We start from the raw sequence: 25,957 nt of genomic DNA, 5'->3' as shown, positions 1-25,957 counted from the left end.
GGTCACGCCGTGTTCGGTCACGCCGTCTCGGGTCACGCCGTCTTGAGGCGGAGGATCAGGGTGATCACCGACAGCACCGCGAGGAAGGCGGGGAAGGCGGCGACCTGTGCCGGGTCGTGGACCTTGAGGTGGGTGCCGGTGGCGCCGATCAGCAGCAGGACGGCGCCGGCCGCGGCGGCGACGCCGAGCGGGGCCCAGGCCAGACCGATCAACAGGCCACCGCAGGCGGCGATTTCGAGCAGGCCGATGGCTCGGGAGAGGGACAGGGACAGGCCCAGGTGCTCCGCGGTCTCGGCGGCCTTCGGGTGGTTGATCACCTTGAAGGTGCCGAGCGCGGCGAAGACCAGCGCCAGGACGAGGGACAGCACGACGGTGACGGCGAACATCGGGGCTCCGGGGTGAGGGGAAGGCTTACGGGGACGCGTACGGCCGTCAGATCCAGCTCGACAGCCGGCCGAGCTGGGGGATGATGTGCGCTTCCTCGAGGTCCAGGTGGGCCGCGAGGTGGTCGGCGAGCGCCTGCACGGCGTCCTGCGCCGTGGCCCAGTCGGCGTCGGGCAGCGCGCCGACCGACGTGATCATCGCGTCGAGCAGCGAGCCGAGCGCCAGGTGGTCCGCGGTGAGCCTGTCGACCACCGGGCGCAGCTCGGGGGCGATGCGCAGCACGGCGGGGAAGATCCGGAAGTCCTCGATGGAGTGGTGCGCGTGCACCGTCTGGCAGTACATGTCGCAGAACGACTTGAGCTGCCAGGCGGCCTGACGCAGCGTCAAGTCGTCCATGCGGGCGTGGACTTCGCCGAGCGCGGCCGGGTCCTTCGCGGCGAGCAGCCGCAGGGCCTGACCGAGCGAGTCCAGGTCGCGGCGCAGGGCGGCGTGCGCGCCGAGCAGCGTACTGACCATGGCGCGGCCCGCGGGCGTGGTGGCCGTACCGCCGCCGCCCGAACCCGGGGTCTGGGGCGTGCTCATCGGTTCGCGCCTTCCTTGCTCACCGCTTCGCGGACCGCAGGGACGACCTCGGCGTGGAAGGTCTCGATCTGCCGGGCGTGGTCGGCCATCGGGGTCAGGACGAAGGCGCTGACGCCGCCGTCGAGGACCAGTTCGGTGAGCCGTTCCGTCCACGCGGCGCTGCCCTCGTTGAAGGGCGCGCCGCCGTTTCCGTCGATCCGGCCGATGATGTTGTAGAGCCGCCGGACGTCGGACGGGGCGCGGCCCGCGGCCGAAGCGGCCTCGTCCATGCGGTGGTTGAGCGCGATGACCGCGGCCGGGTCGAGGTAGGGGAAGCTCGGCAGCCAGCCGTCGCCGAGGCGCGCGGTGACCTCCAGCATCCGGGGCCGGTACGCGCCGAGCCAGATGCCGATCGGGTGCGCGGGCGCGGGTCCGGGGACGACGCCCTCCAGCCGGTAGTGCTCGCCCTCGTACGCGGCGGGGGCGTCCCCGGCCGCCCACACCCGGCGGATGACCGCGACGGCCTCCTCCAGGGCGTCGATGGCGACCTTGGGCGAGCGGCGCGGGCCGCCCATGCCGCCTCCGCCGTGGTCGGCCGCGGCTCCGGCGCCGAGGCCGAGTTCCACCCGGCCGCCGCTGATCAGGTCGAGCGAGGCGGCGGCCTTGGCGAGCATGGCCGGCGGGCGCAGCGGGAGATTCGCCACGTCGGGGAAGAGCCGGATGCGCTCGGTGCGGGCGGCGAGCACGGACAGCAGCGTCCACGCCTCCAGGGCGGCGCCCATGTAGGGGTGGTCCATGAGGCCGAGTAATTCGAAGCCGCGGCTGTCGGCGAGTTCGGCGAGCCGGATCAGCTCGTCGATCCGGGCGGCCTCCGGGTTCAGCGCGATGCCGAACTCCAGCGGATGGACGCGCTCGGCGGTCGTCGGGGCGGGTGCGGTCACGGGCTCGGACATGAGTGGTCTCTCCGGGGGTTCGGCGTGAAGTCGTTGTCATTAAAGCCGTCGGCCGCGGGCCCCCGCTGTACCGTTGGCGTGACGGTAATTGACGCTGGGCGTCAGGAAAACTGACGGTGCCACGGGGCGGAGGGACTGCGGCGTGCTGGACGTACGGAAACTGCTGCTGCTGCGCGAGGTGGAGGCCCGGGGCTCGATCGCCGGGGCCGCGCAGGCGCTCAACTACACGCGGTCGGCGGTCTCCCAGCACCTGTCGGCGCTCGAAGCGGAGACCGGGGTGCCGCTGCTCGACCGGACGAACGGCAAGGCGACGCTGACCGCCGTCGGCCGGTTGCTGGTCAGGCACGGCGAGGACATCCTGTCCCAACTGGAGACCGCTGAATCGGAGTTGCTGGAATTCAGCGGACAGGTCTACGGCGACCTGCGGGTCGGGATGCCCTTCCACGAGGGCCCGGCGCTGCTCGTGCCGGTGCTGGCCGGGCTGCGGCGCGACCATCCCAACCTCCGGATCACCTTGCACGACGTCCGCAGGAGCGAGGCCCGGCAGGCCGTGCGGCTCAATCAGCTCGACCTGGTCGTCGCCTCCCGCTACGACCAGATCCCCGAGCCGGATGTGCCGGGGCTGACCGAGGAGCCGGTGGCGGGCGACCGCATCCGGCTGGCGGTGCCGCCGGGCCACCCGCTCGCGGAACAGGGCGGGGCCGGGAAGCCTCTGCCGCTGGCCGACTTCGCCCGTGACCCCTGGATCTACGACGAGGGCTCGGCGCTCGGCCGGCTGACCCTGCACGCCTGCCACGGCGCCGGGTTCGCCCCGGACGCCGTGGCCGAGACCGACGACATGCAGGCCGTCCTCGGCCTGGTCTCCCACGGCTGGGGCGTCGCCCTCGTCCCCGACCTGGTCCCCGACCGCCCCGGCTTCCCCGTCGTCCGCGTCACCCCCGCCGCCCTCACCCTCACCCGCCACGTCACCCTCGTGGCCCGCACCGGCACGATCGCCTGCCCCTCGATCTCGGCCGTGCTCACTGCCGTGAGGTCCCTGGTCAACACCCGCCCCCCGGCCCCCTCAGCCCCCACCCCCCACTGACCGCCGCCCCGGCCGACGAGACCGAGCCCGGCACCTCGACGCCCCCCCGCAGGCCGCACGTGCCCGGCCCGGTCAGCCGTCCGCCCCGAGGCCGGCCAGGCCAGGGCGGCCATCGAGGCCGGCGCCTCAGCGCACCCGCGCGGGCGGCGCGGCCCGCAGGGGCCCGCTGAGGCCGGTCGCGGGCCGCGCGCGGCGCGGGGGCCGATGTGGCTGCGGGTCGGACGGCGCACGCCCGGCCGGAGGGCTATTTGTGGCCGGTTACCAGGGCGACCGGGCCGTCGAGGGGTTGGGCGGAGCAGGAGGTGAAGCCGGTTTCCTCCAGCCAGCGGACGCAGTCGGCGCCGGTGTAGTCGAAGCCGCCGGGGCTTTCGAGGAGCATGTGGAGGCTGGTGAGGAGGCCGAAGGCGTTGACGCGGCGGTCGTCGTCGATCATCGACTCGTAGACGACGACGGAGCCGCCGTCCGGCAGGGCCTCGTACGCCTTCTTCAGGAGCATCCGCTTGGTGTCGAGGTCCCAGTCGTGCAGGACGCGGCCGAAGACGACGACGTCGGCGGTGGGCAGGGCGTCGGTGAGGAAGCTGCCGGGCTCGAACCGGAGCCGGTCGCCGAGCCCGGCGCGCCGTACCGTCTCGTGGAAGGTGGGCGCGACGGCCGGAAGGTCGAAACCGGTGCCGCGCAGGTGCGGGTGCGCGGTCAAAACGGTGTTGAGCAGGATGCCCTCGGAGCAGCCGACGTCGACGACGCTCGTGACGTCCGCCCAGGCGAAGGCGGCGGCCAGCGCCTGCGAGGCGGCGAGCGAACCGCCGGTCATCGCCTTCTGGAAGCGGCTGGTCAACTCCGGGTCGGCGTACAGGACATCGAAGGGATTGCCGTCCGCTCCCCCCACGTTGTTCTGCGGCTCACCGGTCCGCAGCGCCTCGGTCAAGTGCCCCCAGGACTGGTACCACTGCTCCTGCGCCATCTCCAACAGGCCCCCGATGTACGTGTCCTGGGCGCGGTCGAGGAAGGCCGCCGTGTCGGGCGTGTTCGCGTACACCCCGTCCGTCCGCTCCAGCAGGCCGAGCGCGACCTGGCTGTCGAAGAAGTCGCGGGCGCCGCGCGGGTGCAGACCGAGGCGGGCGGCGAGCGCGGACGCGTCGGCCGGGCCGTGGGCCGCGAGGTCCGAGTACACCCCCAGCTCCACGGCGGTCAGCAGCACCTTGGACTGCCAGAATCCGAGGCCGAGTTGGACCAGTCGGTCCTGGGGGTTGCCGACGGGCGGGCGGGACGCAGTGCTCACGGCGTGTCCTTCCTGGGGTGGGGTACGGGGCGCGGGCGGGTGGGTCACAGGGCCACAGGGGTCACAGGGGTCACAGCACGACGGCGGGGAAGGGCGGTGACGGCAGCGGCACCCGGCACCCGGCGCCTGAGGGCCGTGGCAGCCGTAACGGCGGTGGCGCGAGCCCCCGCGCGCGGATAGCTCCCGAGGAAGCTGGCCCGCGCCCCGACGTCGGAGAGCGAGGCGACGGCGTGGCGGACCCGCTGGTCGTCGATGTGGCCCTCGACGTCCACGAAGAAGCGGTAGTCGCCCAGGCGCAGCCCGGTCGGCCACGCCTGGACCCACGCGAGGCTGACGCGTCCCGCCGTGAAGACGGACAGGATCCCGGGCAGCGCGGCCGGTGTGCCGTCGCCTGCCGACACCAGCAGGGACGTACGGTCCCGGCCGGTGCGGGCGGGCGGCGCCCCGGCGCGGCGGACCATGACGAAGCGGGTCACGGCGTTCTCGCGCTCGCCGATGTCGGTGGCGAGCACGCGCAGCCCGTACCGCTCGGCGACGGCGGGCGCCGCGACGGCCGCGTCGCGCGGGTCGCCGGACCCGGCCAGGTCGCGGGCGGCGCCCGCCGTCGAACCGGCCGCCTCCGTCACGGCGTTCGGGAGCCTCAGGCCGAGCCAGCGCCCGCATTGGGCGAGCGCGTGCGGGTGGCTGCGAACCCGCTCGACGCCGTCGAGAGTGGCGCCGGGCAGGCCCAACAGCGCGAAGCTGACGCGCAGTTCGGTCTCGCCGACGATGTGCAGGTCGTCGGTGGCGGCGAAGCCGTCGAGGGTGGCGGGCACCACGCCCTTCAGGGAGTTCTCCACCGGCACCATCGCGGCGGCGCAGTGGCCGCGCCGTACGGCCTCCAGGGCGTCGGCGACGGTCGGGTACGGCTCGCACACCGGCACTGGCACCGGCCCCAGCCCCGACCCCGGTCCCGGTCCCGGCACCCGCGTGCCGAGCGCGGAGCGCAGCGCCGCCTCCGTGAAGGTGCCCTCGGGCCCCAGATAGGCGTACCTCATGAGGGCCGCTCCCTCAGCTCTCGATGAGGCGGTGGAAGAGGACGGTGTCGAAGATGTCCTCCATGGCGGTGGCCCGGCCGTCGCGCATCGTCCAGGAGTGGACGAACTGAAGGGTCTCGGTGTGCCCGGTCAGCGAGGTGACCTGCCGGATGCCGAAGACCACGATCCGGTCGCCGGACTCGATGAACTCCAGCGGCTCCAGGCGCATTCCGCCCAGCACGGTGGGGACGTGGGCGAGGAACTCCTTCACGCCCGCGTGCCCCTTCTTCGTACCGCCGAGCCCGTAGGTGTCCATCCCGTCCGGGTGCACCCAGTCGACGTCCGGGTGCAGGATCGCGAGCAGCCCTTCGACGTCGCGTTCCGCGAAGGCGCGGTAAGCGGCCCGGACCGCCTCGGAGTTGCTATGCCCGGACACCGGCGCCCACCTCCCCGGCGCTGTGCTCGCGCAGGTGCCCGGGGTACATCGCGGCCAGGGTGCGGCGGATGCCGTCGCGCCAGCCGACCTCGCAGGGGCCGGTCAGCTCGCGGCGCAGCGCCGGGTCGAACTGGTAGGTCTCGCGGGTGACTTCGGACGGTACGAGCGTGGCGGTGACCCCGGTCAGCTCCTCCAGGTACCGCACGCAGTCGGTGATGCCGACCGCTTCGTCGCCGCCCCAGTTGACGAGCGTGGTGGGGACGGCGGCGGCCTCCCAGAGGCGCGGGACCTGGCGTACGAGGTCGTCGGTGTAGAGGAGCGAGCACCAGTTCTGGCCCTCGACGGGGACGGGGATCGGCTCGCCCGCCAGCATCCGCTTGAAGTAGAGCATCGGGACGCCGCCGTAACCGCCGGGCCCGTAGGCGATGTTGAGCCGCGCGATGGTGGTCGGCAGGCCGAGCACCTGGCCGAAGGCGCGGACGGTGCCCTCGGCGGCGATCTTCCCCACCGGGTACGCGGGCAGCCAGTCGGCCTTGCCGTCCACGGGGTCGGTCTCGGTGTAGCGGTGGTCGAGGGTCTGGCGGGCGTAGAGCGCGCCGGTGGACACGTACAGGAAGGCGTCGGCGCTGCGGCAGTGGGTCATCAGCCGCCCGGCGGCGATGGAGTTGACGGCGACGGCCGCGTTGAAGTCGCCGTCCTCGCCGCGCCGGACGGCCGAGTGGACGACGTGGGTGAAGTCGTCGGGGAGGCCCTTGAGGGTGTCGGGGCCGAGGTCGTCCATGTCCCAGCGGAAGGTGGTGATGCCGCTCGCGGTGAGTTCGGCGGCGACGCCGGGGGTCCCGAAGCGGCCGAGACACCAGACGTCGTTGTCGGCGGCGAGCGCTTCGGCGACGGGCCTGGCGACCTGCCCCGTGCCGCCGGTGACCAGGATCTTCTTGCCCTTCACGCTGTCACGTCCCCGGTGTCGGTGTCGGTGTCGGTTTCCGCGTCCGCGTCCGCGTATGCGTCCGCGCCTGCGTCTGCGTCGCCCATGGCGCGGTCCAACTCCCTGCGCAGGATGGCCTGGAAGGCGGCGACGTGCTGCGGGCCCATCAGCGTGTAGTGCTCGCCCGGTACGTCGATGTAGTCGTTGGGCCCGGTGGTGTAGTCGTCCCAGCGGCGCAGTTCGTTCTCCAGCCAGTCCTGCTTGGTGCCGCGCAGCGGGACGGCGTAGAAGACCTTCATCGAGCGGACGGTGCCGCTCGGCTGGTAACCGCGGCCCAGGTCCGTGAGGCCGTCGGCGAGTTCGGCCCAGGCGGCGAACTTCTCCGCCGTCAGGTCGAGTTCGGCGAGCCGGTCGGCGGGGGCGATGTCGATGAAGTGCTGGAGCTGCCGTTCGCGGGGCAGCCCGCGCAGGGTGCCGGGGATCTCCAGCGACTGCTTCTTGTTGATCAGGGCCAGGAAGAAGGCGAGGTTGGCGGCGGTCTCGACGAAGTCCAGTTCCTCCATGCGGTACTTGATGTGCGGCGGGAGGTTGAAGCTGCCGACGAAGTCGACGCGTTCGCCCTGCGCCTCAAGGACCTTGGCGATCTCGAAGGCGACCGCGCCGCCGTAGGAGTAGCCCGCGACCGCGTACGGCCCGTGCGGCTGCTTGGCGCGGATCGCGTCCACGTAGGCGGCGACCATCTCCGCGAAGGTGGCGAAGGGCTTCTCGCCGCGGTTGAAGCCGCGGGCGCGCAGCGCGTAGAAGGGCCGGTCGGCCACGAAGTACTTGGCGAGGTTGACGAAGACGAGGACTTCGCCGACGCCGGGGTGCACGCAGAACAGCGGGATCTTGCCGCCGCTGAGCTGCATGGGGACGATCGGGTCGTACGGCCGCTCGCCGGTCGTGGTGTCCCCGGCGGCGAGGTCGGCGGTGATCCTGGCGGCCAGGTCGCGGACGGTGGGGGCGGTCAGCACGGTGATGATCTGGAGGTCGGCGACGCCGAGGCGCCGGGCGACACTGAGCCGCAGCCGCAGGATGTCGAGCGAGGTGCCGCCGAGGTCGAAGAAGCTGGCGGTGGCGCTGATCCGGTCGGCGGTGGTGTCGAACATCTCGGCGTAGATCGCGGCCAGTTGCCACTCGGTCTCGCCCTCGGGCGCGGTGTAGCCGCCGAGTTGACGCGAGGTCAGTTCCTGTACGGCCGCGGTGGCGGCGGCGAAGTCGCCGTTCTCCAGGCGCTTGCGCAGCAGGGAGCGCTGGATCTTGCCGAGGCTGGTCTTGGGGAAGGCGCTCTCGGGCAGCGGCAGCAGCAGCGCGGGGCGGAAGCCCCAGTGCATGACGACGGTGGAGCGGACGGCGGTGAGCAGCCGGAAGAGTCCGGCTTCGTCGGCCGCGGGGATCTCGGGGTGGAAGGCGACGACGAGCTGTTCGGTGTCGGCGCCGGGCACGCGGGTGGGGAAGGCGGCGACGAACGAGCGGGCGACGCCGTCCAGTTGCTCCAGGGCGGTCTCGATATCGTGGCTGTAGTAGTTGACGCCGTTGACGATGACGCTGTCCTTGCTGCGGCCCACCAGGGTGAGCCGTCCGCCGTCGATCCGGCCGAGGTCGCCGCTGCGGAACCAGCCGTCGGCGGTGAACGCGTCGGCGGTGGCCTGGCCGTTGTTGTAGTAGCCGCCGGTGATCATCGGCCCGCGGAGCTGGAGTTCACCGACCTGCCCCTCCGCCAGCGGCCGGTGGGTCTCCTCGTCCGCCACCCGGATGGCCAGGCCCTCCACGGGCAGCCCGAGGTTGGCGAACTCCTGCCCGGCGTCCAGCTCGGGGAAGCCGGTGGAGTAGACGCTGCCCGCGCACGTCTCGGTCATCCCGAAGGCGGGCCACAGCGCGAAGGACGACAGGCCGTACGGGGCCAGCTCGTCGAGGAAGGTACGGCCGGTGGCGCACACGATGGCCTCGCCGCCGCTGATGATGTGGCGCAGGCGGGACAGGTCGAGCGGTTCGCCGCCGCTCGCGCCCTCGGTGACCGAGGACGCCCCGCTCACGGCCGCGTTGACCAGGCCCAGCAGGAAGTTGGGCGTGAAGGTCATGGTGACCCGGTGGCGGGAGAGCAGCCGCAGGAAGTCCAGCGGCTCCTTGAGCACCACCTGCGGCTCGACGTGGAGTTGGAGCGCCCCCGCGTACAGCGGCAGCAGGTGGCACTCCAGCAGCGCCGCGACATGGTCGAAGGACACCCAGTTCAGCGAGGTGTCGGCGGGGGTGAGGCGGTGGAAGCCGTTCTTGCCCGCCATCGACGCCAGCAGGTTGGCGTGGGTGAGCATCACGGCCTTGGAGTTGCCGGTCGAGCCCGAGGTCAGCACCAGCAGCGCCAGCTCACCGGGCTCCGCGTCGTACAGCTCCGCGGCGGGCTCGTGCCCGCGCAGCCCTTCCAGCGGTACGGCCGACAGGCCCGGCACGCGCGGGAGTTCGGCGGCCAGCGCCTCGTCGGCGATCAGCAGCGGCTTGTCGAGCAACTGGTCGACGTGCGCCAGTTGGGCCGCCCAGCGCTCCGGGTCGCCGCGCAGCGGCACCAGTGGGCAGGGCACGAGGCCGCCCAGCAGGCAGGCCCAGAAGACGGTGAGGAATTCGTGCGGGCGCTCCACCAGCAGCGCGACCTTGTCGCCCGCGCGCAGCCCGTGTGCGCGCAGTCCGGTGAGCGACCGGCGCGCGTCGTCCACTAATTGCGGGTAGGTCTGGAGCCGGGTGGATTCACCGGCCATTCCGTGACAGTAGCGGATGCCCGAGTCCTGGTGCTTTTCCGCGGCGCGCAGCAGCAGGTGCGCGATATTGCGGACGTTCTCGTCGGCGGCGGGATTTTCCGAAGCCTCGCGTAATCGCGGCGCATTGGACATGACTGTGCCGGGTCCTTTCGTCGCACTGTCCGGTTCACCGAGGGAATCCGTGTCAGCAAGCAAGCCTCTGAGCAGCACAGTTGACCGGCGAAGGCATGACGCCGACACCGTGCCGATGTAGCACAGGGGTAACGAAGGAGGTACCTCAGGCAAACTGCCGGAAACACTCGACATTGAGAGAACCGGCCAGCGCGGATTATTTCCGGAAACGCTGGGTGAGGTCGATGGTTGAACTTTAGGAGGTCGCTCACCGCGCATTCAAGGCGGCCAGGGCGACATGGCTCAAAGCAGCCTGACGCGACTGCCGCGCAGCATGAATTCCGCAGTTGGCGGCGCTCCACGTGAGATGAGCCACAACGCGGCGGCGCTGGCCGAAAACACGTGACGTACCCGCCCGACCGCACAGCGCCACCCGCCGACCCGCGCCGCCCGGTACCGGACAACCGGCCGCTTATGCTGCTGCTGCCCAGGGAAAACACCCAGCAGGGCTCTGGCCACAGCAGAGCCCGGGGCCCCGGAGCAGAACCGAGCAGGCACCGTCCGTGGAAGGCAGCACCACATGAGCCCCCGTACCGCAGTGGTCACCGGCGCGAGCAGCGGCATCGGAGCCGCCACCGCGCGCAAGCTCGCCGAGGCGGGCTTCCATGTCGTGCTCACCGCGCGCCGCGCGGACCGGCTGGAAGCGCTGGCCAAGGAGCTGACGGAGCAGGGGAGTTCGGCGTCCGTGTACGGGCTGGACGTCACCGACCGGGCGGCCGTGGACGCGTTCGCGGCGGGTCTGGACCAGTACCCGCCGGTGCACGTCCTGGTGAACAACGCGGGCGGCGCCGTCGGCACCGAGCCGGTGGCCACCGCGGACCCGGCCGACTGGCGGGCGATGTTCGAGGTCAACGTGCTGGGCGTGCTCAACGTGACGCAGGCGCTGCTGCCCGCGCTGACCGCCTCCGGCGACGGCACCGTCGTCGTGCTGTCCTCGACCGCGGGCCTGGCCACGTACGAGGGCGGCGGCGGTTACGTGGCCGCCAAGCACGGCGCGCACGTGATCGCCGAGACGCTGCGCCTGGAACTGAACGGCAAGCCGGTGCGCGTCATCGAGATCGCGCCCGGCATGGTGCGTACCGACGAGTTCGCCCTGACCCGCTTCCGCGGTGACGCCGACCGCGCCGCCGCCGTCTACGCGGGCGTCGCCGAGCCGCTGACCGCCGACGACGTGGCCGACACCGTCTCCTGGGCGGTGACCCGGCCCGCGCACGTGAACGTCGACCTCCTGGTGCTGCGCCCGCGCGCGCAGGCCAGCAACTACAAGGTGCACCGCGAGGAGCCGCAGTGATATCCGAGCCGGAGCTGACGGGCGGCGGACCCCACGAGCGCGGCGAGCCGGACTACGGGGTGCTCGGCACGCCCGACGCCGCCGATACGGCCGACGGTCCCGGCGCCTCGGGCCGCACGGCCGACCTCGTCGTGGACTTCGAGGGCGGCCCGCCCCCGCCTCCGGCCGCCGCCTCCCGCGTACGACCGCCGTGGGTGTGGGTGCTCGGCGCGGCCGTCGTCACCTCCGCGCTGTGGGCGGGCGGCCTGTTCGTGTACGACCGGGGCCACAGCGACCTGCCGGACCTGCACGGTTACCACATCGCCGACAGCCCCTGCGAGGGCCCGACCCTCCAGCCGCTGACCGCCGCCGTTCGGGCCAACAGCCCGGGGAAGCTCTCGGTGGAGACGCCCGAGACGTCGTCGCCCGCGATGCAGCACCTCGGCCCCGCCCTCGACCAGGTCGCCTGCGACTTCTCCACCCAGGCGCCGTACGCGCGGGGCGCCACGATGTCCTACATCGTCGCCGTCGCCGTCGACCTGCACAAAAAGACCGATCCCCGCGTCGAGTTCGAGGACCAGGTGCGGATGATGACCGGCAGCCTCCAGGCCGCGAGCGAGGTCTCGTCGGTGCCGGGACTCGGCGACCAGGCGTACTTCCTCACGCGCAGCGACGAGGGCCAGGAGCTGAAGATCCTGCACGGCGGCGCGGTCATCTCGCTCACCCTCAACGCCTACAGCGACGTCAACGTCTCCGAGGACACCATCAACGGCCTCGACGGGGGCGGCTATCCGCTCTCCCCCGACCTCGTCCAGTACCAGCCCGCGCTGATCGAGACGGCGCGGAACATCATGGGCGTGCTCCGGAAGTAGCCGCGGGCCGCGTGTCGCCCTCATGACGTTCCCTGCGGGCACGGCGTACGCGGCGCGCGAGCCGTACCGCCCGCGCCGTCACCGGCTGCCCGATCAGGACACCGGCCAGGACGAGCGCCAGGCCGCCCCACTGCTGCCCGCCCAGCGTCTCGGCCGCGACCAGCGTCCCGAGCAGGACGCCGGTGACCGGGTTGAGCAGGCCGATCAGCCCGACCCCGGCCGCCGTGAGGTGCCGCAGCCCGGTGAACCAGGCGGCGAAGGCGACGGCCGTACCGACCGTGGTGACGTAGCCGAAGCCGAGCAGCGCGCGGCCGTCCAGGGCGGGCGGCGCGCCCTCGGCCGCGGCGGCGACCGGCAGCAGGACGAGCGCGCCCGCGACGAGCTGCCAGGCCGTGGAGGACAGGACGTCCACGGCGCCGCCCCAGCGCTTGGCCAGGATGTAGCCGATCGAGGACATCGTCATGGCGGCGACGGACGCGAGCAGGCCGAGCGGGTCGATGCCGTCCGAGCCGTCGAGCACCATCAGGCACACGCCCGCGATGCCGACGCAGGCGCCGAGCAGCGGCAGCGCGCGCGGGCGCTCGGACAGCAGCGGCCAGGCGAGCAGCGTCATCACGACGGGCGAGGTGGCCATGACGGTGGACGCGACGCTGGTCGGCAGGAGCTGCGCGGCGACGTACACGAGCGCGAAGAACGCGCCCATGTTGAGCGTGCCGAGCACCAGCGACTTCCACCACCACGCGCCGCGCGGCGCCCGCCTGCGGACCGCCAGCAGGAGCAGCCCGGCGGGCAGGGCGCGCAGCACCGCGCCGTACAGCGGGTAGTCGGCGGGCAGCGCCTCGCGGGTGACGTAGTACGTCGTGCCCCAGGCGACCGGGGCGACGGCGGTGACGAGGGACCACCGCACATTAGCTTCCATGGAAGCTAATGTAGCTTCCTCGGAAGGTATTGTGGAGGGCATGAGCGCACGCAGATCGCTGGACTCGCCCGAACCGCTCGATCACGTCGCCCGGATCCAGCGGGAGTGGGCCCGCGAACGGCCCGACGTGGACGTACGGCCGCAGGGCGTCATCGGCCGGCTGCACCGGCTCGCGGGCCGCCTCACCGAGGAGCTGTGCGTCGTCTACCGCGAACACGGCCTCGGCGAGGGCGACTTCGACGTTCTGGCCGCGCTGCGCCGCGCGGGCGCCCCCTTCGAGCGGGCGCCCTCGGAGCTGGCCGAGCACACCATGGTCACGACCGGCGCGATGACCAAGCGGATCGACCGCCTGGAGCGCGCGGGTCTGGCGACCCGGCGCCCCAGCGAACTCGACGGCCGGGGCCGGGTGGTCGCGCTCACCGCGCACGGCCGCGAGGTCATCGACCGCGCCTTCACGGCCCACATGGCCAATGAGCGCCGCCTGCTGGGCGCCCTGACCGGCGACGAGGCCGCGCAGCTCGAAGCCCTGCTGACGAAGTGGCTGGCCCGGGTCGAACCGCCCGGCGAGTGACCCGGCCGGTCCGTGGCGGACTCAGTCCTCCGGGTCGAGGTCGACGCGCATCGTGAGCAGGTTGGTCCCGAACGCCCGGACCGCCGCGCTGTTGAACTTCGGCAGCCGCTTCAGCCGCTCACGCGGGTCGTCGTCGTCCACGAGGGTGGCCGTGCCGGCGTGCCACTTGCCCTTGATCTGTACGCGGACGCGCGGGTCCGCCTCGATGTTCCGCACGTACTGCGACTGCCGGCCGAATTCGCTGACCCACCAGAAGGTGGTCCCCTCCAGCGCGCCCCCCACCGGCGTCCGCCGCGGCTTCCCGCTGACCCGCCCGGTCGTCTCCACCACCGCCGCCCCCGGCGTGAACGCCGCCGTCCGCCGCGCCACCGGATTCACCACCCACCGCTGCCCCCAGACCACCAGCCCACGACCCGCCACACCCACCACTCCCTCATCCACCCGCACCAACCCAACACCCCCACTTCTACCCCCCACCCACCCCAACCCCCCGCCGACCCCTCGGCACCCCCCCGCCTCCGGCGGACACCCCCGGCCGGGGCGGGGTTGCACAGGGTGGACACGGAACCGTCGCCGGATGGCGGGATGGTGCTGATGTGGTGTGGGTTGACGTGAGCATGTTTGGCGGAGCCACATCATTGGGGATGATTCCTGCGGCGTTCTTCGCGCGTAGATCCTTACGACAGCAGGGCCGTTGACGCTGGAGCCGCTTGATGCAACACCCTGTGCAGCCAGAGATCAGAGCGTTACCCCGTCCCCCCACTCACCCCCACACCCCCCACCCTCACCCCCCACCGTCACCGCCATCGCGGTCTACCGCTCAGAGCCATCTTGACATGTCCACCTCAGCGCACCCCGGCGCAACTCGTTGCTGAAGTGATCGCTGAAGCGATCGTCCCGCCGATGGAGGTTCCGTGAACCGCACCAAGTCCCTCTCCATGCTGGCCACGTTGGTCATGGGCGCCGCCCTGGCCCTCGTGGGCGTCAGCCCGGCCCACGCCGCAGGCCCCGCCTATGTCGCCCTGGGCGACTCGTACTCGGCCGGAAACGGCGCGGGAAACTACGACAGCGCCAGCGGCGACTGTCACCGCAGCTTCAGCGCCTACCCGTACCTGTGGAAGAACGCGCACGCCCCGTCCTCCTTCGCCGACACCGCCTGTTCCGGCGCGGTGACCTCGGACGTGCTGAACAACCAGCTCGGCCCCCTCAACTCCTCCACCGGCCTGGTCACCATCACCATCGGCGGCAATGACGCGGGCTTCTCCGACGTCATGACCGCCTGTGTGACCGGCTCCGACAGCGACTGCGTCAACCGGGTGAACACGGCGGAGAACTTCGTCAGGAACACGCTGCCCGCCCGCCTCGACGCGGTCTACAACGCGATCCACGCCAAGGCCCCCTCGGCGCACGTCGTCGTCCTGGGCTACCCCGACATGTACACCCTCAACACCTTCTGCGTCGGCCTCAGCGCCACCAAGCACGCCAAGATCGACGAGGCCGCCGACGTGCTCGACACCACCACCGCAGCCCGCGCCGCCGCGCACGGCTTCTCCTTCGGCGACGTCCGCTCCACGTTCAAGGGCCACGAGCTGTGCTCGGGCGACGCCTACCTCCACTCGCTGGTCATCTCGCCGAGCTGGGAGTCGTACCACCCGACCGCGACCGGCCACTCCAGCGGCTACCTGCCGGTGCTCAACGCCAACGACTGACGCCCGCCCCGACCCGGCCGAAGGCCCCCCGCCCGCTCAACCCCCCACCGGGCAGGGGGCCTTCGCGTACGCACGTCGCGGCAGCGGCGGCCTCAGAATTCGACGTCCTTCGTCGCGACCGTCCCCGCCGTGCGGCCGGGGGCCGCCTGGAAGCTCCAGTAGAGATTGGTGTGGGCGATCACCTGGGCCGGGGGCGGCGCGCCCCACTCGGTCAGATCCTCCGTCGTGTGGGCGTCCCCGACCAGCGTCGTGTCGTATCCCCGCACGAACGCGCCGTGCAGCGTGGAGCGGACGCACGCGTCGGTCTGGCCGCCGACGACGATCAGGCGCCCGACGCCGAGACCGGCCAGGACCTCCTCCAGGTCGGTGTCCTCGAAGGAGTCGCCGTACACCTTGTCGATGTGCGGCTCGGCGTCGTCCGCGCCCAGTTCTGGCGCGATCCGCCACGGCTCGCTGCCTTTCGTCCGGTCCTCGCCGGAGTCCTGGACCCAGACCACCGGGGCCTGTTTCTCCCGCGCCCGCGCGACCAGCGCGGCGATGTTGGCGACCACCGCGTCCCGTTCGTGGCAGCCGTCGAGCACGCCCACCTGCGAGTCCACCACGAGGAGTGCGGTGTGCGGCCGGTTCTTGAGAGTGGTCATGGTCTTTCCCCCTTGCTCACGCGCCGTTCTGCCCACGCCCTGTGTCGCACAGAGCGTCACGTCGGGCGTCACGTCCTGCGTCACGTCCTGCGTCACGCTCCGTGCCGGTCTCCGCCACCGTAACCCCCGCCACTGACAACGGGCCCGACGATCTCTTTGCCGTATCGAGCCGCGCATTCAGGTGATTCCGGTACGAAGGGCGATTTTCAGCCACCTAGTATCTGGTTCCGTGACAGACGGGAAGAGCCGGCGGCGACCGGCCGACCACACCAGCGGGACGGGCGGCAGCGCGACCGACGTGGTGGTCCTCGGGGCCGGTCCCGCCGGGCTCGTGCTCGGCAACATCCTTGTGGACCGGGGGATCGACTGCGTCGTGCTGGAACGGGCCGGGGCCGCGCGGGTGCGGACCCGTGCGCGCGCCGGATTCCTGGCGGCCAACACCGTACGGATTCTCGAACGGCACGGCCTCGCCGAGGGGTTGCGGCGGCGCGGGCAGCCCCACAGCACCTGCGAGTTCCGTACCGAGGACGGCCGGTTCCGGCTGGACTACGGCGCGCTCGGACAGCGCGAACCGCACACCGTCTACCCCCAACAGGACCTGGTGAGCGACCTGTTGACCCGGTTCCAGGAACGGGGCGGGCAGATTCGTTTCGGCACCGAGGCCGTGGCCGTACGCGACGCCGACGGCGAGCGGCCCGAGGTCGTCGTGCGCGAGGCCGACGGACGGCCGGGCCTGTGGCGGGCGCGGTACGTGGCCGGTTGCGACGGGCGGCACGGCGCCGCCCGGCGTTCGCTGCCGCCCGGCGCCGTCCGCCACCACCGCGATCACGGCGTGACCTGGCTCGGTCTGCTCGCCGAGGCGCCGCCCAGCCTGGACGCGGTCGGATACGCGGTGCACGAGCGTGGGTTCGCCGGGCACATGGCCAGGACCAGCGAGGTCACCCGCTACTACCTCCAGTACGAGCGCGGCGCCCCGGCCGACGCGTGGCCGGCGGAGCGGATCTGGGACGAGCTGGAACTGCGCATGCGGGCGCGGGAGTTCGGGCCGCTGCGGCGCGGCCGGTTCGTCCAGCGGTCCGTCGTCGACCTGGAGTCCGACGTGCTCGAACCCCTGCGCCACGGCGCGCTGTTCCTCGTCGGCGACGCCGCCGGTCTGATCAGCCCGTCCGCCGCGAAGGGCGCCAATCTGGCCGTACTCGAAGCGGCGGTCCTGGCCGACGCCCTGGCCGCCGCTCTCACGGCCGGGGACCCGCGCGGCCTCGACGCCTACTCGGCGCGCTGCCTGACGCACATCTGGCGGGCGCAGGAGTTCTCGCACTGGATGATCGGGCTGCTGCACGGCCCGACCGGCGCGGACGGCGAGTCGCTGTTCCACAACTCCCTGCGCCGCGCCCGCCTCGCCTCACTGCGCACGTCGCGCAGCCAGCAGGACTGGTTCGCCGAGCACTACGTCGGCGTCTAGCCGTTCCGGCCCGCCGCCCCAACCACCCGCCCGCACAACGCCGTTCACGCACGCCCGTACGTGCGGCCGTATCCCGCACCGCCGCATCCCGTACCGCCGCATCCCCGCACCCGTCTCGCGTACACCCGTACGCGGACGACCGAACCCCGGAACGAATGAGGGTCCCCCCGCACATGATCACGGCACTGTCGGGCGAGACGTCCGACGCGTCCCGCCTGCGCGCGACGGTCGACTTCGTCAAGGAGCAGGACACCGCCACGCTGCTCCGGCTCCTGCTTCCCGGGCTCGACGGCCCGGAGTTGCGGGCGCTGGCGGAGCGCTGCGCCTTCTCGCACGCGGCGCTGCTCGTCTTCCCGTCCGGCCGGGCGGAGTTGGAGGCCACGCTCGCCGACTGCGGGCTGGTCGCGGACGCGCCGCCGACGCCGAGCGTCGTCGTACGCGAGCGGCTGGCCGTACGGCACAAGCGGCGCGCGGCGGAGCTGGACGTCGCGATTCTGCGGCCCGCGGTGGAGTGCCGGGACGGGGTACGGCGGACGGTCGAGGTGTTCGCGCTGACCGTGCCACCGGGCTCCGGCCTCGGCGAGGTCGCGGCGTACGAGCGGGCGCGGCAGCACGAGACGCATGTCGCCTTCGAGGTCGAGGCGCCGGACCCGCTGGTGCTGCGCGGTCTGTGCGCGGCCTTCGGGCAGTACGGCGCGACGCCCGACGGCGGCGGCTACAACCCGCACGAGAACGGCACGGTGTTCTACTTCGCCGCGCCCGCCGAGGCCAAGGCCGGTTACGGGCGGGTGGAGTTGTACGTGCCGGGCGACCACCGCGACCTGCTCGACGCGCACTTGGAGGCGCATCGGGCGCGGCAGCCCGCCGAGACCTTGCTGCGGCTGCTGACCGGGGCGTGGACGACGCAGGCGCTGGCCGCGTTCGCGCGGCTGGAGGCGGCGGACGCGATGGACGGGGAGCGGGGCATCGGCCTGGCCGAACTGGCCCACACGGTCGGCGCGTTGGCACCCAACCTGGCCACCTTGCTGCGGTACCTCACCATGCTCGGCGTGGTGAGCGAGGACCGCGACGGCTTCCGGCTCACGGACACCGGCGGGCTGCTGCGGGCGGACGCCGAGGGGTCGATGCGGTCGCTGGCGCTGATGTACGGGGGGCCGTTCTACGCGTCCTTCGCCGGGCTCGACCACACCGTGCGCACCGGACAGGTCGCCTTCGAACGGCACTTCGGCGAGAACCACTTCGAGCACTTCGCCCGCGATCCCGAACTCGCCGGGCTGTTCGACCAGTCGATGGCCGCCGGCGCCCGGATGTTCGACCCGCTGCCCGACCACCCGGTCCTCGTCGCGGCGGCCGGAGGGGCGGCCGAAGCGGCGGCCGAAGAAGCCGAGGGAGCCGAAGGAGCCGCCGTGGTCGACATCGCGGGCGGCAACGGCGAACTGCTCGGCCGAATCCTTTCCGCACACCCCCGCCTGCGCGGTGTCCTGCTGGAGCGCCCGCACACCGTCGAGACCGCCCGCCGCCTGCTCGGCGCGGCCGGTCACACCGAGCGGTGCGCCTTCCTCCCGGGCTCCTTCGCCGACGTGCCCGCGGGCGGCGACGTCTACATTCTGTCCCGCGTCCTGCACGACTGGGACGACGACCGCTGCCGCGAGATCCTGCGGCACTGCGCCCGCGCGATGTCCCCGGCCGCCGAACTGCTCGTCGTGGAACGCGTCCTGCCCGACGACGGCTCGGCCTCCCTGGCCACCGCCTGGGACCTGCACATGATGTGCAACGTCGGCGGTCGCGAACGCCGCGCCGACCACTACGCCCGGCTGTTCGCCGACGCGGGCCTCACCCTTGTCGGCCGCTCGCCCCTCCCCCTGGACGGCACCGTCCTGCACGCCCGCAGGGCCTGAGCCGTGCCCCCGCACACGAAGCCATAGCCGTAGCCGAAGCCATAGCCGTAGCCGTAGCCGTAGGAAGGAACCCGCCACGGGGGCACGGCTCCAGGAGCCGTGCGCCCGACGCGTCAGCCCTTGACGCAGACGACCTGCTTCAGCTTGGCCACCACCTCGACCAGGTCGCGCTGCTGGTCGATGACCTGGTCGATGGGCTTGTAGGCGGCCGGGATCTCGTCGACGACGCCGGAGTCCTTGCGGCACTCGACGCCGCGGGTCTGGTCCTCCAGATCGCGGGTGGTGAAGCGGCGCTTGGCCGCGTTCCGGCTCATGCGGCGGCCGGCGCCGTGGGAGGCGGAGTTGAACGCGGCGGAGTTGCCGAGGCCGCGGACGATGTAGGAACCGGTCCCCATGGAGCCGGGGATGATGCCGTGGTCGCCGGAGCCCGCGCGGATGGCGCCCTTGCGGGTGACCAGGAGGTCCATGCCGTCGTAGCGCTCCTCCGAGACGTAGTTGTGGTGGCAGGAGATGACCTCGTCGAAGGTCGGCCGGGCCTTCTTGAACTCCTTGCGGATGACGTCCTGGAGGAGCGCCATCATGATGGCGCGGTTCTTCTTGGCGTACTCCTGCGCCCAGAACAGGTCGTTGCGGTACGCGGCCATCTGCGGGGTGTCCGACACGAAGACCGCGAGGTCGCGGTCGACCAGGCCCTGGTTGTGCGGGAGCTTCTGCGCCTGGCCGATGTGGAACTCGGCCAGCTCCTTGCCGATGTTGCGGGAGCCGGAGTGCAGCATCAGCCATACGGCGCCGGACTCGTCGAGGCAGACCTCCACGAAGTGGTTGCCGCCGCCGAGCGTGCCCATCTGCTTGGTCGCGCGGTCGGCGCGGAACCTCACGGCCTCCGCGAGCCCGTCGAAACGGTCCCAGAAGGAGTCCCAGCCGGAGGTCGCCATGCCGTGGAAGCGGCCGGGCGCGACCGGGTCGTCGTGCATGCCGCGTCCGACCGGAATCGCCTGCTCCACCTGGGAGCGCAGCCGGGAGAGGTCGCCGGGCAGGTCGTTCGCCGTCAGGGAGGTCTTGACCGCGCTCATACCGCACCCGATGTCGACGCCGACCGCCGCGGGGCAGACCGCGCCGTGCATCGCGATGACGGAACCGACCGTGGCGCCCTTGCCGTAGTGGACGTCCGGCATGACGGCCAGGCCCTTGATCCACGGCAGCGAGGAGACATTGCGGAGCTGCTGCATCGCGACGTCCTCGACCGTGGTCGGGTCCGTCCACATCCGGATCGGCACCCGGACACCCGGCACCTCGGTATAAGACATGACAATCCCCCGTAAACGGCAAAATCAAGGATGCCTCACGCGATAAAACCGCCCCAAGAGGTGGTTTGGGTGAAGCTTGCGGTAGACATTGTGTCCACGGCGCACCCGCTCACGCCAAAGGTTTAGCGCGCGGGAGCGGCAGAACCTGAGGGGAAGGGGGCCCGCCCAGTGCGGTCCACGCGAAGTGTCCCGGCGGCGCGAGGTGCCCAGGCGACGCGACGTGCTCCGGCGGCACGCGGCCTCCCGGCCGCCGTCGGCACGGCCGTGACCGCGGTGGCGCTGGCCCTGGCCACGCTCGGCGCGTGCACCGGCGGCGGGGACTCGGCGGGTTCCGCCTCGGACCAGAAGGCGCAGCTCGCGGGCGGCGGCAGTGCGAGCACGGTCTCGCCCGCGCCGCCCGGCAAGTACCAGACGCTGCCCGCCCCCTGCACGGCCGTCGGCCAGGAGCTGCTCAAGTCCCTGGTCCCCGCCGTCCCCGACGTCGCGGGCTCGGAGTCGCTCACGTACGACACGGACCGCCGGGTCGGCTGCTCCTGGCGCGGCACCCGGGCCGACGGCACGTCGAACACCCTGAAGATCGACCTCGAACGCGTCGTGTCGTACGACCCGGCCGTCAGCGACGAGGTCCAGGCCGACCTCGACTTCTCCAACGAGGCGACCGACGCCTCGATCCCGCCGCTGTCGTCCTCCGCCACCCCGAGCGGCCAGCAGACGACCGCCACGCCGACCGGCGGTACGACGAACGGCAACAATTCCACCACCGGCAGCGGTACGAACGGCGGCAACGGTACGAGCACGGGGTCGGCGACGAGTTCCGGCACGGCCGGTGGCGGCGGCACCGACCTCCTCCCCCGCCGCCTCACCGATGTGGGAAACGCCGCATTTATCAATGACGTCCTCAAGCCCCACGCACAGCCTCCCCGCCGCGACGTGACACTGGTTTTCCGCACCGCCAACGTCCTGGTGACCGTCACTTACGCGGAGTCGTCACCCCGTGGCAGTACGCCACCGGACAGCGCTGACCTGCAAAAAGGCGCCCAGCAGGTCGCGGAGCAGCTCCTGAGGAAAGTCAAGGACTGACCGGGGGCCGACAGCGCGGCCCTTTAGGGTGACCCCCATGGAACGTCGACACACCGCCTCCCGCCTCGCTCTGCTGCTCGCCTGTGCGGCCGTCCCCGCGATGGCTCTCGCGGGATGCTCGTCCGGTTCGGGATCATCCGACGCGAAGTCCTCGGCCTCCTCCTCCACGGGTTCCGGCCCGTCCGGCGGCTCGGCCACCCCGACCCTCGCGCCCGCGAAGTTCGCCGCGCTCCCGGCGTCCTGCAAGGCGATCACGCAGGCCACCGTGGACGCGCTGGTGCCGAAGGCCAAGACGCCCGGCGGCACCCCGGTGAAGTCCGACGACATCACCTCGCGCGCCGGCTGCTCCTGGACGGGCAACGGCAAGGACGGCTACCAGTACCGCTGGCTGTCGGTCACCCTTCAGCGCTTCACGTCCTCCACCGCGCTCGGCACGGCCGAGGACCAGGCGGAGAAGCGGTACACCGAGCAGGTCGGCACGTTGAACCAGGTCCCCGGCGCGGCCTCCGCCACCCTCACCGGCCTCGGCGACCAGGCGGCCTCGGTGGTCAGCAAGGCCACCGTCGCGAAGGTCACCTCGCAGAACGACTCGGTGGTCGTCCGCAGCGGCAATGTCGTGGTCCTGGTGGAGTTCAACGGCGCGGGCCTCGAAGGCAAGAAGAACCCGTCGGCCGGCGACGTACAGAGCGGTGCGCAACGGGCGGCGAAGGAGGCCGTCGCGGCGGTCGCGGCGGCGAACGCGTAACAACTCCCGCTCCCCTCGCCCCGGTATTCGCGCGTTTGTACGGCGTTCGTTCGTCAACGCCGCGCCTCTCCTTCTCACCCGTATGGCAGTCTGGGGCCCGCCGGAGCCGGTACGGCTCCGGTCCGCCAGTGAGGCTGGAGCCAAGGGGTAGGAGGGGTCGCGGGTGGCCGCGATACGTTTGACCCGGACGCACCGCATATTGATCGGCGTGGTCGTCACCGGAGCGGTGGTGATCGCGGGGATCGGCTTCGCCGGTTCGTACGCGGCCGTGCGCTCGCTCGCCCTGGACAAGGGCTTCGGCTGGTTCGCGAACGTCTTCCCGATCGGCGTGGACGCGGGCATCGTCGTCCTGCTCGCGCTCGACCTGCTGCTGACCTGGCTGCGCATCCCGTTCCCGCTGCTGCGGCAGACCGCGTGGCTGCTGACGGCCGCGACGATCGCCTTCAACGGCGCCGCCGCCTGGCCCGACCCGCTCGGCGTCGGCATGCACGCGATCATCCCGGTGCTGTTCGTGGTCTCGGTGGAGGCCGCCCGGCACGCGATCGGGCGGATCGCCGACATCACCGCCGACAAGCACATGGAGTCGGTGCGCATCACGCGCTGGATCCTCGCCCCCATCCCCACCTTCCGGCTGTGGCGCCGGATGAAGCTGTGGGAACTGCGGTCGTACGAGGAAACGATCCGGCGCGAGCAGGACCGCCTGGTCTACCGGGCGCGGCTGCGGGCGCGGTACGGCGTCGCCTGGCGTCGCAAGGCCCCGGTCGAGGCGATCATGCCGCTGCGGCTGGCGAAGTACGGGGTGCCGCTGGCGGAGACGGCCGACGCCGGACTCGAAGCGGCGGGCATCGAGATCACGCGCCCCGCCAAGGAGTTGACGGCCGGGCCCGAGTCGGCCGCGCCGACCGCGGCGGAGGCCGCGGAGCCGGTGACGGCGGCGCCGTCGAAGGCCGCCGCGAACGGGACGGTCAACGGGGCGGTGAACGGAGCCGTGAACGGGGCGGTGAACGGCCATGTGAACGGCCACGCCCTCCCGAACGGCGTTCCCGACCTCGCGGCCGAGGCGGCCGCGGCCCTCGCGGAGGCGGCCCGGCAGCAGCAAAGCGCCCAGCAGAACGGACTCGCGGGCGGACAACCGGGCGGACAGCAGGCGGGGCACCAGGACGGGCGGCAGTTCCAGCCGCAGTCGGAGTTCGAGCACCAACAGGCGTACGAGCAGCGGCAGTTCGAACAGTTCCAGCAGTATCAGCAGTACAACCAGCAGCCGTACCCGCAGGAGTGGCCCCAGCAGGACACGCCGGGCGCGCACGACAGCCCGTGGTTCGCCGCCGCCCAGCTCCAGGCCCAGCGCGAGCAGCAGGCGTTCATGGCGCAGCAGATGCAACAGGCCCAGCAGCAGGGGCAGCAAGGGCAGCAGGGCCAACAGATCCAGCAGCAGCCGGAGCCGGAGCAGCCGCAGATCATGGTCCCGGCCGGCCCCAACCGGTCGCGCCCGCTGGGCGGTTCCGGACTGAACGGCAGCGCCGCCGCCGCGCAGCAGCGCTTCCAGCAGGGCCCCGAGCCGCAGTACGCCGCTCCGGAGCCGGAAGCGGTGCCCGCACCCGAGCCGGAGCAGCCTCCGGCGCCGGAATTCGTCTCGGGCCTCGAATTCCCCGACGGCATCTCGCAGGACGAGGCGTTCTTCGGCGCCTACCGCCGCTACGTCCGCGAATTCGGCACCTTCCCCAACGCCCGGCAGTTCGCCCGCTACCTCTCCGACATGTACACCGGTACGCCGCCGGAGGAGCGCGAGCTGGTCCCGTCCCTGCGCGACCTGCGCTACCGCTTCCAGTCCGAGTCGGACACCGAGCACATCCCGTAGACCGGGGGCCGTGAACCACAGGCCGCAGGCCGGGGGCCACGCATACGACGGGGGCGGAACCGCGGTCGCGGTCCCGCCCCCGATGCCGTACGAGCCCTTACGCGCCCGCGCCCTCGCCCGCGCCCAGCAGCGTGCGGACGCGGTCGGCGCCCACCGCGAGGAGCAGCGTCGGAAGGCGCGGACCGGTGTCGCGGCCGACCAGCAGCTCGTAGAGCAGGGCGAAGAACGACCGCTGGGCGACCTTCAGCTCAGGAGTCGGCTTGGCGTCCGGCTCAAGACCGGCCAGCACCTTGGGCACGGCGTAGACGAGGGTCGTCAGACCGTCCAGCGACCAGTGCGAGTCGAGGCCGTCCACCAGGAGCTTGAGCCCGGCGCGCTCGCTGTCGCCGAGGGCGGCGAGGCGGGCGGTGTCGGGCTCGGCGCGCACCACGGTGCGCTGCTCGGCGGGCACCTGGGTGGTGATCCAGGACTCGGCGCGGTCGAGCCGGGGCCGCACCTCGTCCAGCGAGCCGATCGGCCGGTCCGGGTCCAGCTCGGTCAGGATGCGCAGCGTCTGGGCCTCGGCGCCCGCGGTGATGTCGGCGACGGACGCCAGCGTGCGGTACGGCAACGGCCGTGCGGTACGCGGCAGCTCACCGGCGGCGGTGCGGGCGGCCCTGCTGTGCGCGGCGACGTCGGCCGGGAGCGCGGTGCCCTCGGCGACCTTCCGCTCCAGCGCGTCCCACTCGTCGTAGAGCCGCTGGATCTCCTGGTCGAAGGCGATCTTGAAGGACTGGTTGGGGCGGCGGCGGGCGTAGAGCCAGCGCAGGATCTGCGGCTCCATGATCCGCAGCGCGTCGGCGGGGACGGGCACACCGCCCTTGGACGACGACATCTTGGCCATGCCGGAGATGCCGACGAAGGCGTACATCGGGCCGATCGGCTGCTTCCCGCCGAAGATCGGGCCGACGATCTGCCCGCCGACCTGGAACGACGAGCCCGGCGAGGAGTGGTCGACGCCCGACGGCTCGAAGATCACGCCCTCGTACGCCCAGCGCATCGGCCAGTCGACCTTCCACACCAGCTTGCCGCGGTCGAACTCCTCCAGCCGGACCGTCTCCCCGTGCCCGCAGGCGCAGGTGTACGTCAGCTCGGTCGTCTCGTCGTCGTACGCGGTGACCGTGGTGAGGTCCTTGCCGCAGACCGCGCAGTACGGCTTGTACGGGAAGTAGCCCACGCCGGAGCCGCTGCCGTCGTCCTCGCCCGCCGCGCCCGAGCCCTCGGCGGCCTCCAGCTCGGCCGCGTCCACCGGCTTCTGCGACTGCTGCTTGGCCGGGGCCTTCTTCGTCCGGTACTGGTCGAGGATCGCGTCGATGTCGGCGCGGTGCCGCACCGCGTGCAGGATCTGCGCGCGGTAGGCGCCCGCCTGATACTGGGCGGTCTGGCTGATGCCGTCGTACTCCACGCCCAGCTCGGCCAGCGACGCGGCCATCTGCGCCTTGAAGTGCTCCGCCCAGTTCGGATACGAGGACCCGGCGGGCGCGGGCACCGAGGTCAGCGGCTTGCCGATGTGCTCGGCCCACGACTCGTCGACCCCGGGGATGCCGACCGGGACCTTGCGGTACCGGTCGTAGTCGTCCCAGGAGATCAGGTGCCTGACCTCGTGCCCGCGCCTGCGCACCTCGTCGGCGACCAGGTGCGGGGTCATGACCTCGCGCAGATTCCCGAGGTGGATCGGGCCCGAGGGGCTGAGCCCGGACGCGACGACAACGGGTTTCCCGGGTGCGCGGCGCTCCGACTCGGCGATGACGTCGTCCGCGAAACGGGAGACCCAGTCGGCCTCGTTGCTCTCAGCCACGGTCCTCTTCTTCCTGAGGGTTCGATGGGGGTGTTCCGACGGCTCCGATTCTCCCAGACATCCGGCCCCCGATCGCCAGCGGATAACCCGGCCTGTGGATAACTCGCCTGCTCCGTCCCCACCTGTGGATAACCGGCTCGGCCCATCGGGGCTCGCGTGGGACACTGGGACCTCGCCTCACCGCGAGGCG

At 72.2% G+C, this 25,957-nt stretch carries 23 protein-coding genes; 10 read left to right on the top strand and 13 right to left on the bottom strand.

The genetic code is table 11. From position 1 onward, the window contains the following. Positions 1-32: 32 nt before the first annotated feature. From ACZ37P_RS14095 to ACZ37P_RS14085, 3 genes are read right to left on the bottom strand one after another with little or no spacing between them, the layout of a single operon-like run. Entirely contained in the window at positions 33-386 is a 354-nt protein-coding gene (locus ACZ37P_RS14095) for a DoxX family protein (protein WP_355340552.1), read from the bottom strand. Positions 387-432: 46 nt separating this feature from the next. Then, the gene (locus ACZ37P_RS14090; protein ID WP_401855414.1) at positions 433-966 is read right to left on the bottom strand and encodes a hemerythrin domain-containing protein; all 534 of its coding nucleotides are present in this window, start codon (positions 964-966) and stop codon (positions 433-435) included. Then, complete coding sequence (locus tag ACZ37P_RS14085; RefSeq protein WP_391123843.1) at positions 963-1,898, bottom strand: LLM class flavin-dependent oxidoreductase; 936 nt, start codon at positions 1,896-1,898, stop codon at positions 963-965. The genes ACZ37P_RS14090 and ACZ37P_RS14085 overlap by 4 nt, the downstream gene beginning before the upstream one ends. A 142-nt stretch (positions 1,899-2,040) precedes the next feature. Between ACZ37P_RS14085 and ACZ37P_RS14080 the strand changes: the two genes are divergently transcribed. Further along, complete coding sequence (locus ACZ37P_RS14080) at positions 2,041-2,982, top strand: LysR family transcriptional regulator (protein WP_401723222.1); 942 nt, start codon at positions 2,041-2,043, stop codon at positions 2,980-2,982. A gap of 244 nt (positions 2,983-3,226) precedes the next feature. On the opposite strand, the gene ACZ37P_RS14075 is transcribed toward ACZ37P_RS14080, so the two are convergent. From ACZ37P_RS14075 to ACZ37P_RS14055, 5 genes are read right to left on the bottom strand one after another with little or no spacing between them, the layout of a single operon-like run. Further along, positions 3,227-4,261, bottom strand: a complete 1,035-nt coding sequence (locus tag ACZ37P_RS14075) for a methyltransferase (RefSeq protein WP_467346613.1) — start codon at positions 4,259-4,261, stop codon at positions 3,227-3,229. Between the two features lie 44 nt (positions 4,262-4,305). Beyond that, complete coding sequence (gene pheA / locus ACZ37P_RS14070; RefSeq protein WP_467346611.1) at positions 4,306-5,298, bottom strand: prephenate dehydratase; 993 nt, start codon at positions 5,296-5,298, stop codon at positions 4,306-4,308. 13 nt (positions 5,299-5,311) lie between these two features. Next, positions 5,312-5,713: a nuclear transport factor 2 family protein gene (locus ACZ37P_RS14065; protein WP_467346610.1), complete on the bottom strand. Its 402-nt coding sequence runs from the start codon at positions 5,711-5,713 to the stop codon at positions 5,312-5,314. Continuing rightward, the gene (locus ACZ37P_RS14060; RefSeq protein ID WP_355340572.1) at positions 5,700-6,659 is read right to left on the bottom strand and encodes an NAD-dependent epimerase/dehydratase family protein; all 960 of its coding nucleotides are present in this window, start codon (positions 6,657-6,659) and stop codon (positions 5,700-5,702) included. The genes ACZ37P_RS14065 and ACZ37P_RS14060 overlap by 14 nt, the downstream gene beginning before the upstream one ends. After that, positions 6,656-9,559, bottom strand: coding sequence for an alpha/beta fold hydrolase (locus ACZ37P_RS14055; protein WP_467346608.1), 2,904 nt, complete (start codon positions 9,557-9,559; stop codon positions 6,656-6,658). Before ACZ37P_RS14055 ends, ACZ37P_RS14060 begins: the two co-directional genes overlap by 4 nt. Before the next feature lie 559 nt (positions 9,560-10,118). On the opposite strand from ACZ37P_RS14055, the gene ACZ37P_RS14050 reads away from it, so the two are divergent. After that, positions 10,119-10,889 carry an SDR family oxidoreductase gene (locus tag ACZ37P_RS14050; RefSeq protein ID WP_355340578.1) on the top strand — a complete coding sequence of 257 codons (771 nt, stop codon included), beginning with the start codon at positions 10,119-10,121 and terminating at the stop codon, positions 10,887-10,889. Then, positions 10,886-11,740, top strand: a complete 855-nt coding sequence (locus ACZ37P_RS14045) for a hypothetical protein (protein WP_355340581.1) — start codon at positions 10,886-10,888, stop codon at positions 11,738-11,740. The genes ACZ37P_RS14050 and ACZ37P_RS14045 overlap by 4 nt, the downstream gene beginning before the upstream one ends. Here ACZ37P_RS14045 and ACZ37P_RS14040 read toward each other — a convergent pair. After that, entirely contained in the window at positions 11,718-12,659 is a 942-nt protein-coding gene (locus ACZ37P_RS14040; RefSeq protein WP_467346605.1) for an EamA family transporter, read from the bottom strand. The two genes, ACZ37P_RS14045 and ACZ37P_RS14040, sit on opposite strands and share 23 nt — an antisense overlap. A 40-nt stretch (positions 12,660-12,699) precedes the next feature. Between ACZ37P_RS14040 and ACZ37P_RS14035 the strand changes: the two genes are divergently transcribed. Continuing rightward, the gene (locus ACZ37P_RS14035) at positions 12,700-13,230 is read left to right on the top strand and encodes a MarR family winged helix-turn-helix transcriptional regulator (RefSeq protein WP_402711249.1); all 531 of its coding nucleotides are present in this window, start codon (positions 12,700-12,702) and stop codon (positions 13,228-13,230) included. 21 nt (positions 13,231-13,251) lie between these two features. Here ACZ37P_RS14035 and ACZ37P_RS14030 read toward each other — a convergent pair whose 3' ends face one another. Beyond that, the gene (locus ACZ37P_RS14030; RefSeq protein WP_391052078.1) at positions 13,252-13,659 is read right to left on the bottom strand and encodes a nitroreductase/quinone reductase family protein; all 408 of its coding nucleotides are present in this window, start codon (positions 13,657-13,659) and stop codon (positions 13,252-13,254) included. A 509-nt stretch (positions 13,660-14,168) separates the two neighbouring features. On the opposite strand from ACZ37P_RS14030, the gene ACZ37P_RS14025 reads away from it, so the two are divergent. Next, the gene (locus tag ACZ37P_RS14025; RefSeq protein WP_391123983.1) at positions 14,169-14,939 is read left to right on the top strand and encodes an SGNH/GDSL hydrolase family protein; all 771 of its coding nucleotides are present in this window, start codon (positions 14,169-14,171) and stop codon (positions 14,937-14,939) included. Positions 14,940-15,031: 92 nt separating this feature from the next. Here the strand turns inward: ACZ37P_RS14025 and ACZ37P_RS14020 are convergent, their stop codons facing one another. Continuing rightward, a complete protein-coding gene (locus ACZ37P_RS14020; RefSeq protein WP_401308997.1) occupies positions 15,032-15,580 on the bottom strand; it encodes an isochorismatase family protein in 549 nt (182 codons plus the stop codon). A 298-nt stretch (positions 15,581-15,878) separates the two neighbouring features. Here ACZ37P_RS14020 and ACZ37P_RS14015 point away from each other — a divergent pair, with 298 nt between their 5' ends. Together ACZ37P_RS14015 and ACZ37P_RS14010 are read left to right on the top strand one after the other, a co-directional pair. Further along, on the top strand, positions 15,879-17,042 hold the full coding sequence (locus ACZ37P_RS14015) for a 4-hydroxybenzoate 3-monooxygenase (RefSeq protein ID WP_467346840.1): 1,164 nt from the start codon (positions 15,879-15,881) through the stop codon (positions 17,040-17,042). A 173-nt stretch (positions 17,043-17,215) separates the two neighbouring features. Beyond that, on the top strand, positions 17,216-18,940 hold the full coding sequence (locus ACZ37P_RS14010; protein ID WP_467346602.1) for a methyltransferase: 1,725 nt from the start codon (positions 17,216-17,218) through the stop codon (positions 18,938-18,940). A 113-nt stretch (positions 18,941-19,053) separates the two neighbouring features. Here ACZ37P_RS14010 and ACZ37P_RS14005 read toward each other — a convergent pair whose 3' ends face one another. After that, positions 19,054-20,247, bottom strand: a complete 1,194-nt coding sequence (locus ACZ37P_RS14005) for an RtcB family protein (RefSeq protein ID WP_355340599.1) — start codon at positions 20,245-20,247, stop codon at positions 19,054-19,056. A 168-nt stretch (positions 20,248-20,415) separates the two neighbouring features. On the opposite strand from ACZ37P_RS14005, the gene ACZ37P_RS14000 reads away from it, so the two are divergent. The 3 genes from ACZ37P_RS14000 (at position 20,416) to ACZ37P_RS13990 (ending at position 23,930) form a co-directional block, all read left to right on the top strand. Continuing rightward, on the top strand, positions 20,416-21,327 hold the full coding sequence (locus tag ACZ37P_RS14000; protein ID WP_467346600.1) for a hypothetical protein: 912 nt from the start codon (positions 20,416-20,418) through the stop codon (positions 21,325-21,327). Between the two features lie 37 nt (positions 21,328-21,364). Then, a complete protein-coding gene (locus tag ACZ37P_RS13995; RefSeq protein WP_467346599.1) occupies positions 21,365-22,072 on the top strand; it encodes a DUF3558 domain-containing protein in 708 nt (235 codons plus the stop codon). Between the two features lie 163 nt (positions 22,073-22,235). Then, on the top strand, positions 22,236-23,930 hold the full coding sequence (locus tag ACZ37P_RS13990) for a DUF2637 domain-containing protein (protein ID WP_467346597.1): 1,695 nt from the start codon (positions 22,236-22,238) through the stop codon (positions 23,928-23,930). Between the two features lie 97 nt (positions 23,931-24,027). On the opposite strand, the gene lysS is transcribed toward ACZ37P_RS13990, so the two are convergent. Continuing rightward, on the bottom strand, positions 24,028-25,767 hold the full coding sequence (lysS, locus tag ACZ37P_RS13985) for a lysine--tRNA ligase (protein WP_355340610.1): 1,740 nt from the start codon (positions 25,765-25,767) through the stop codon (positions 24,028-24,030). Positions 25,768-25,957: the final 190 nt, after the last annotated feature.

The sequence above is a fragment of the Streptomyces sp. NPDC024632 genome, assembly GCF_055559175.1.
The sequence above is the reverse complement of the archived record's forward strand: the minus strand, read 5'-3'. Positions and strand labels throughout refer to the sequence as shown.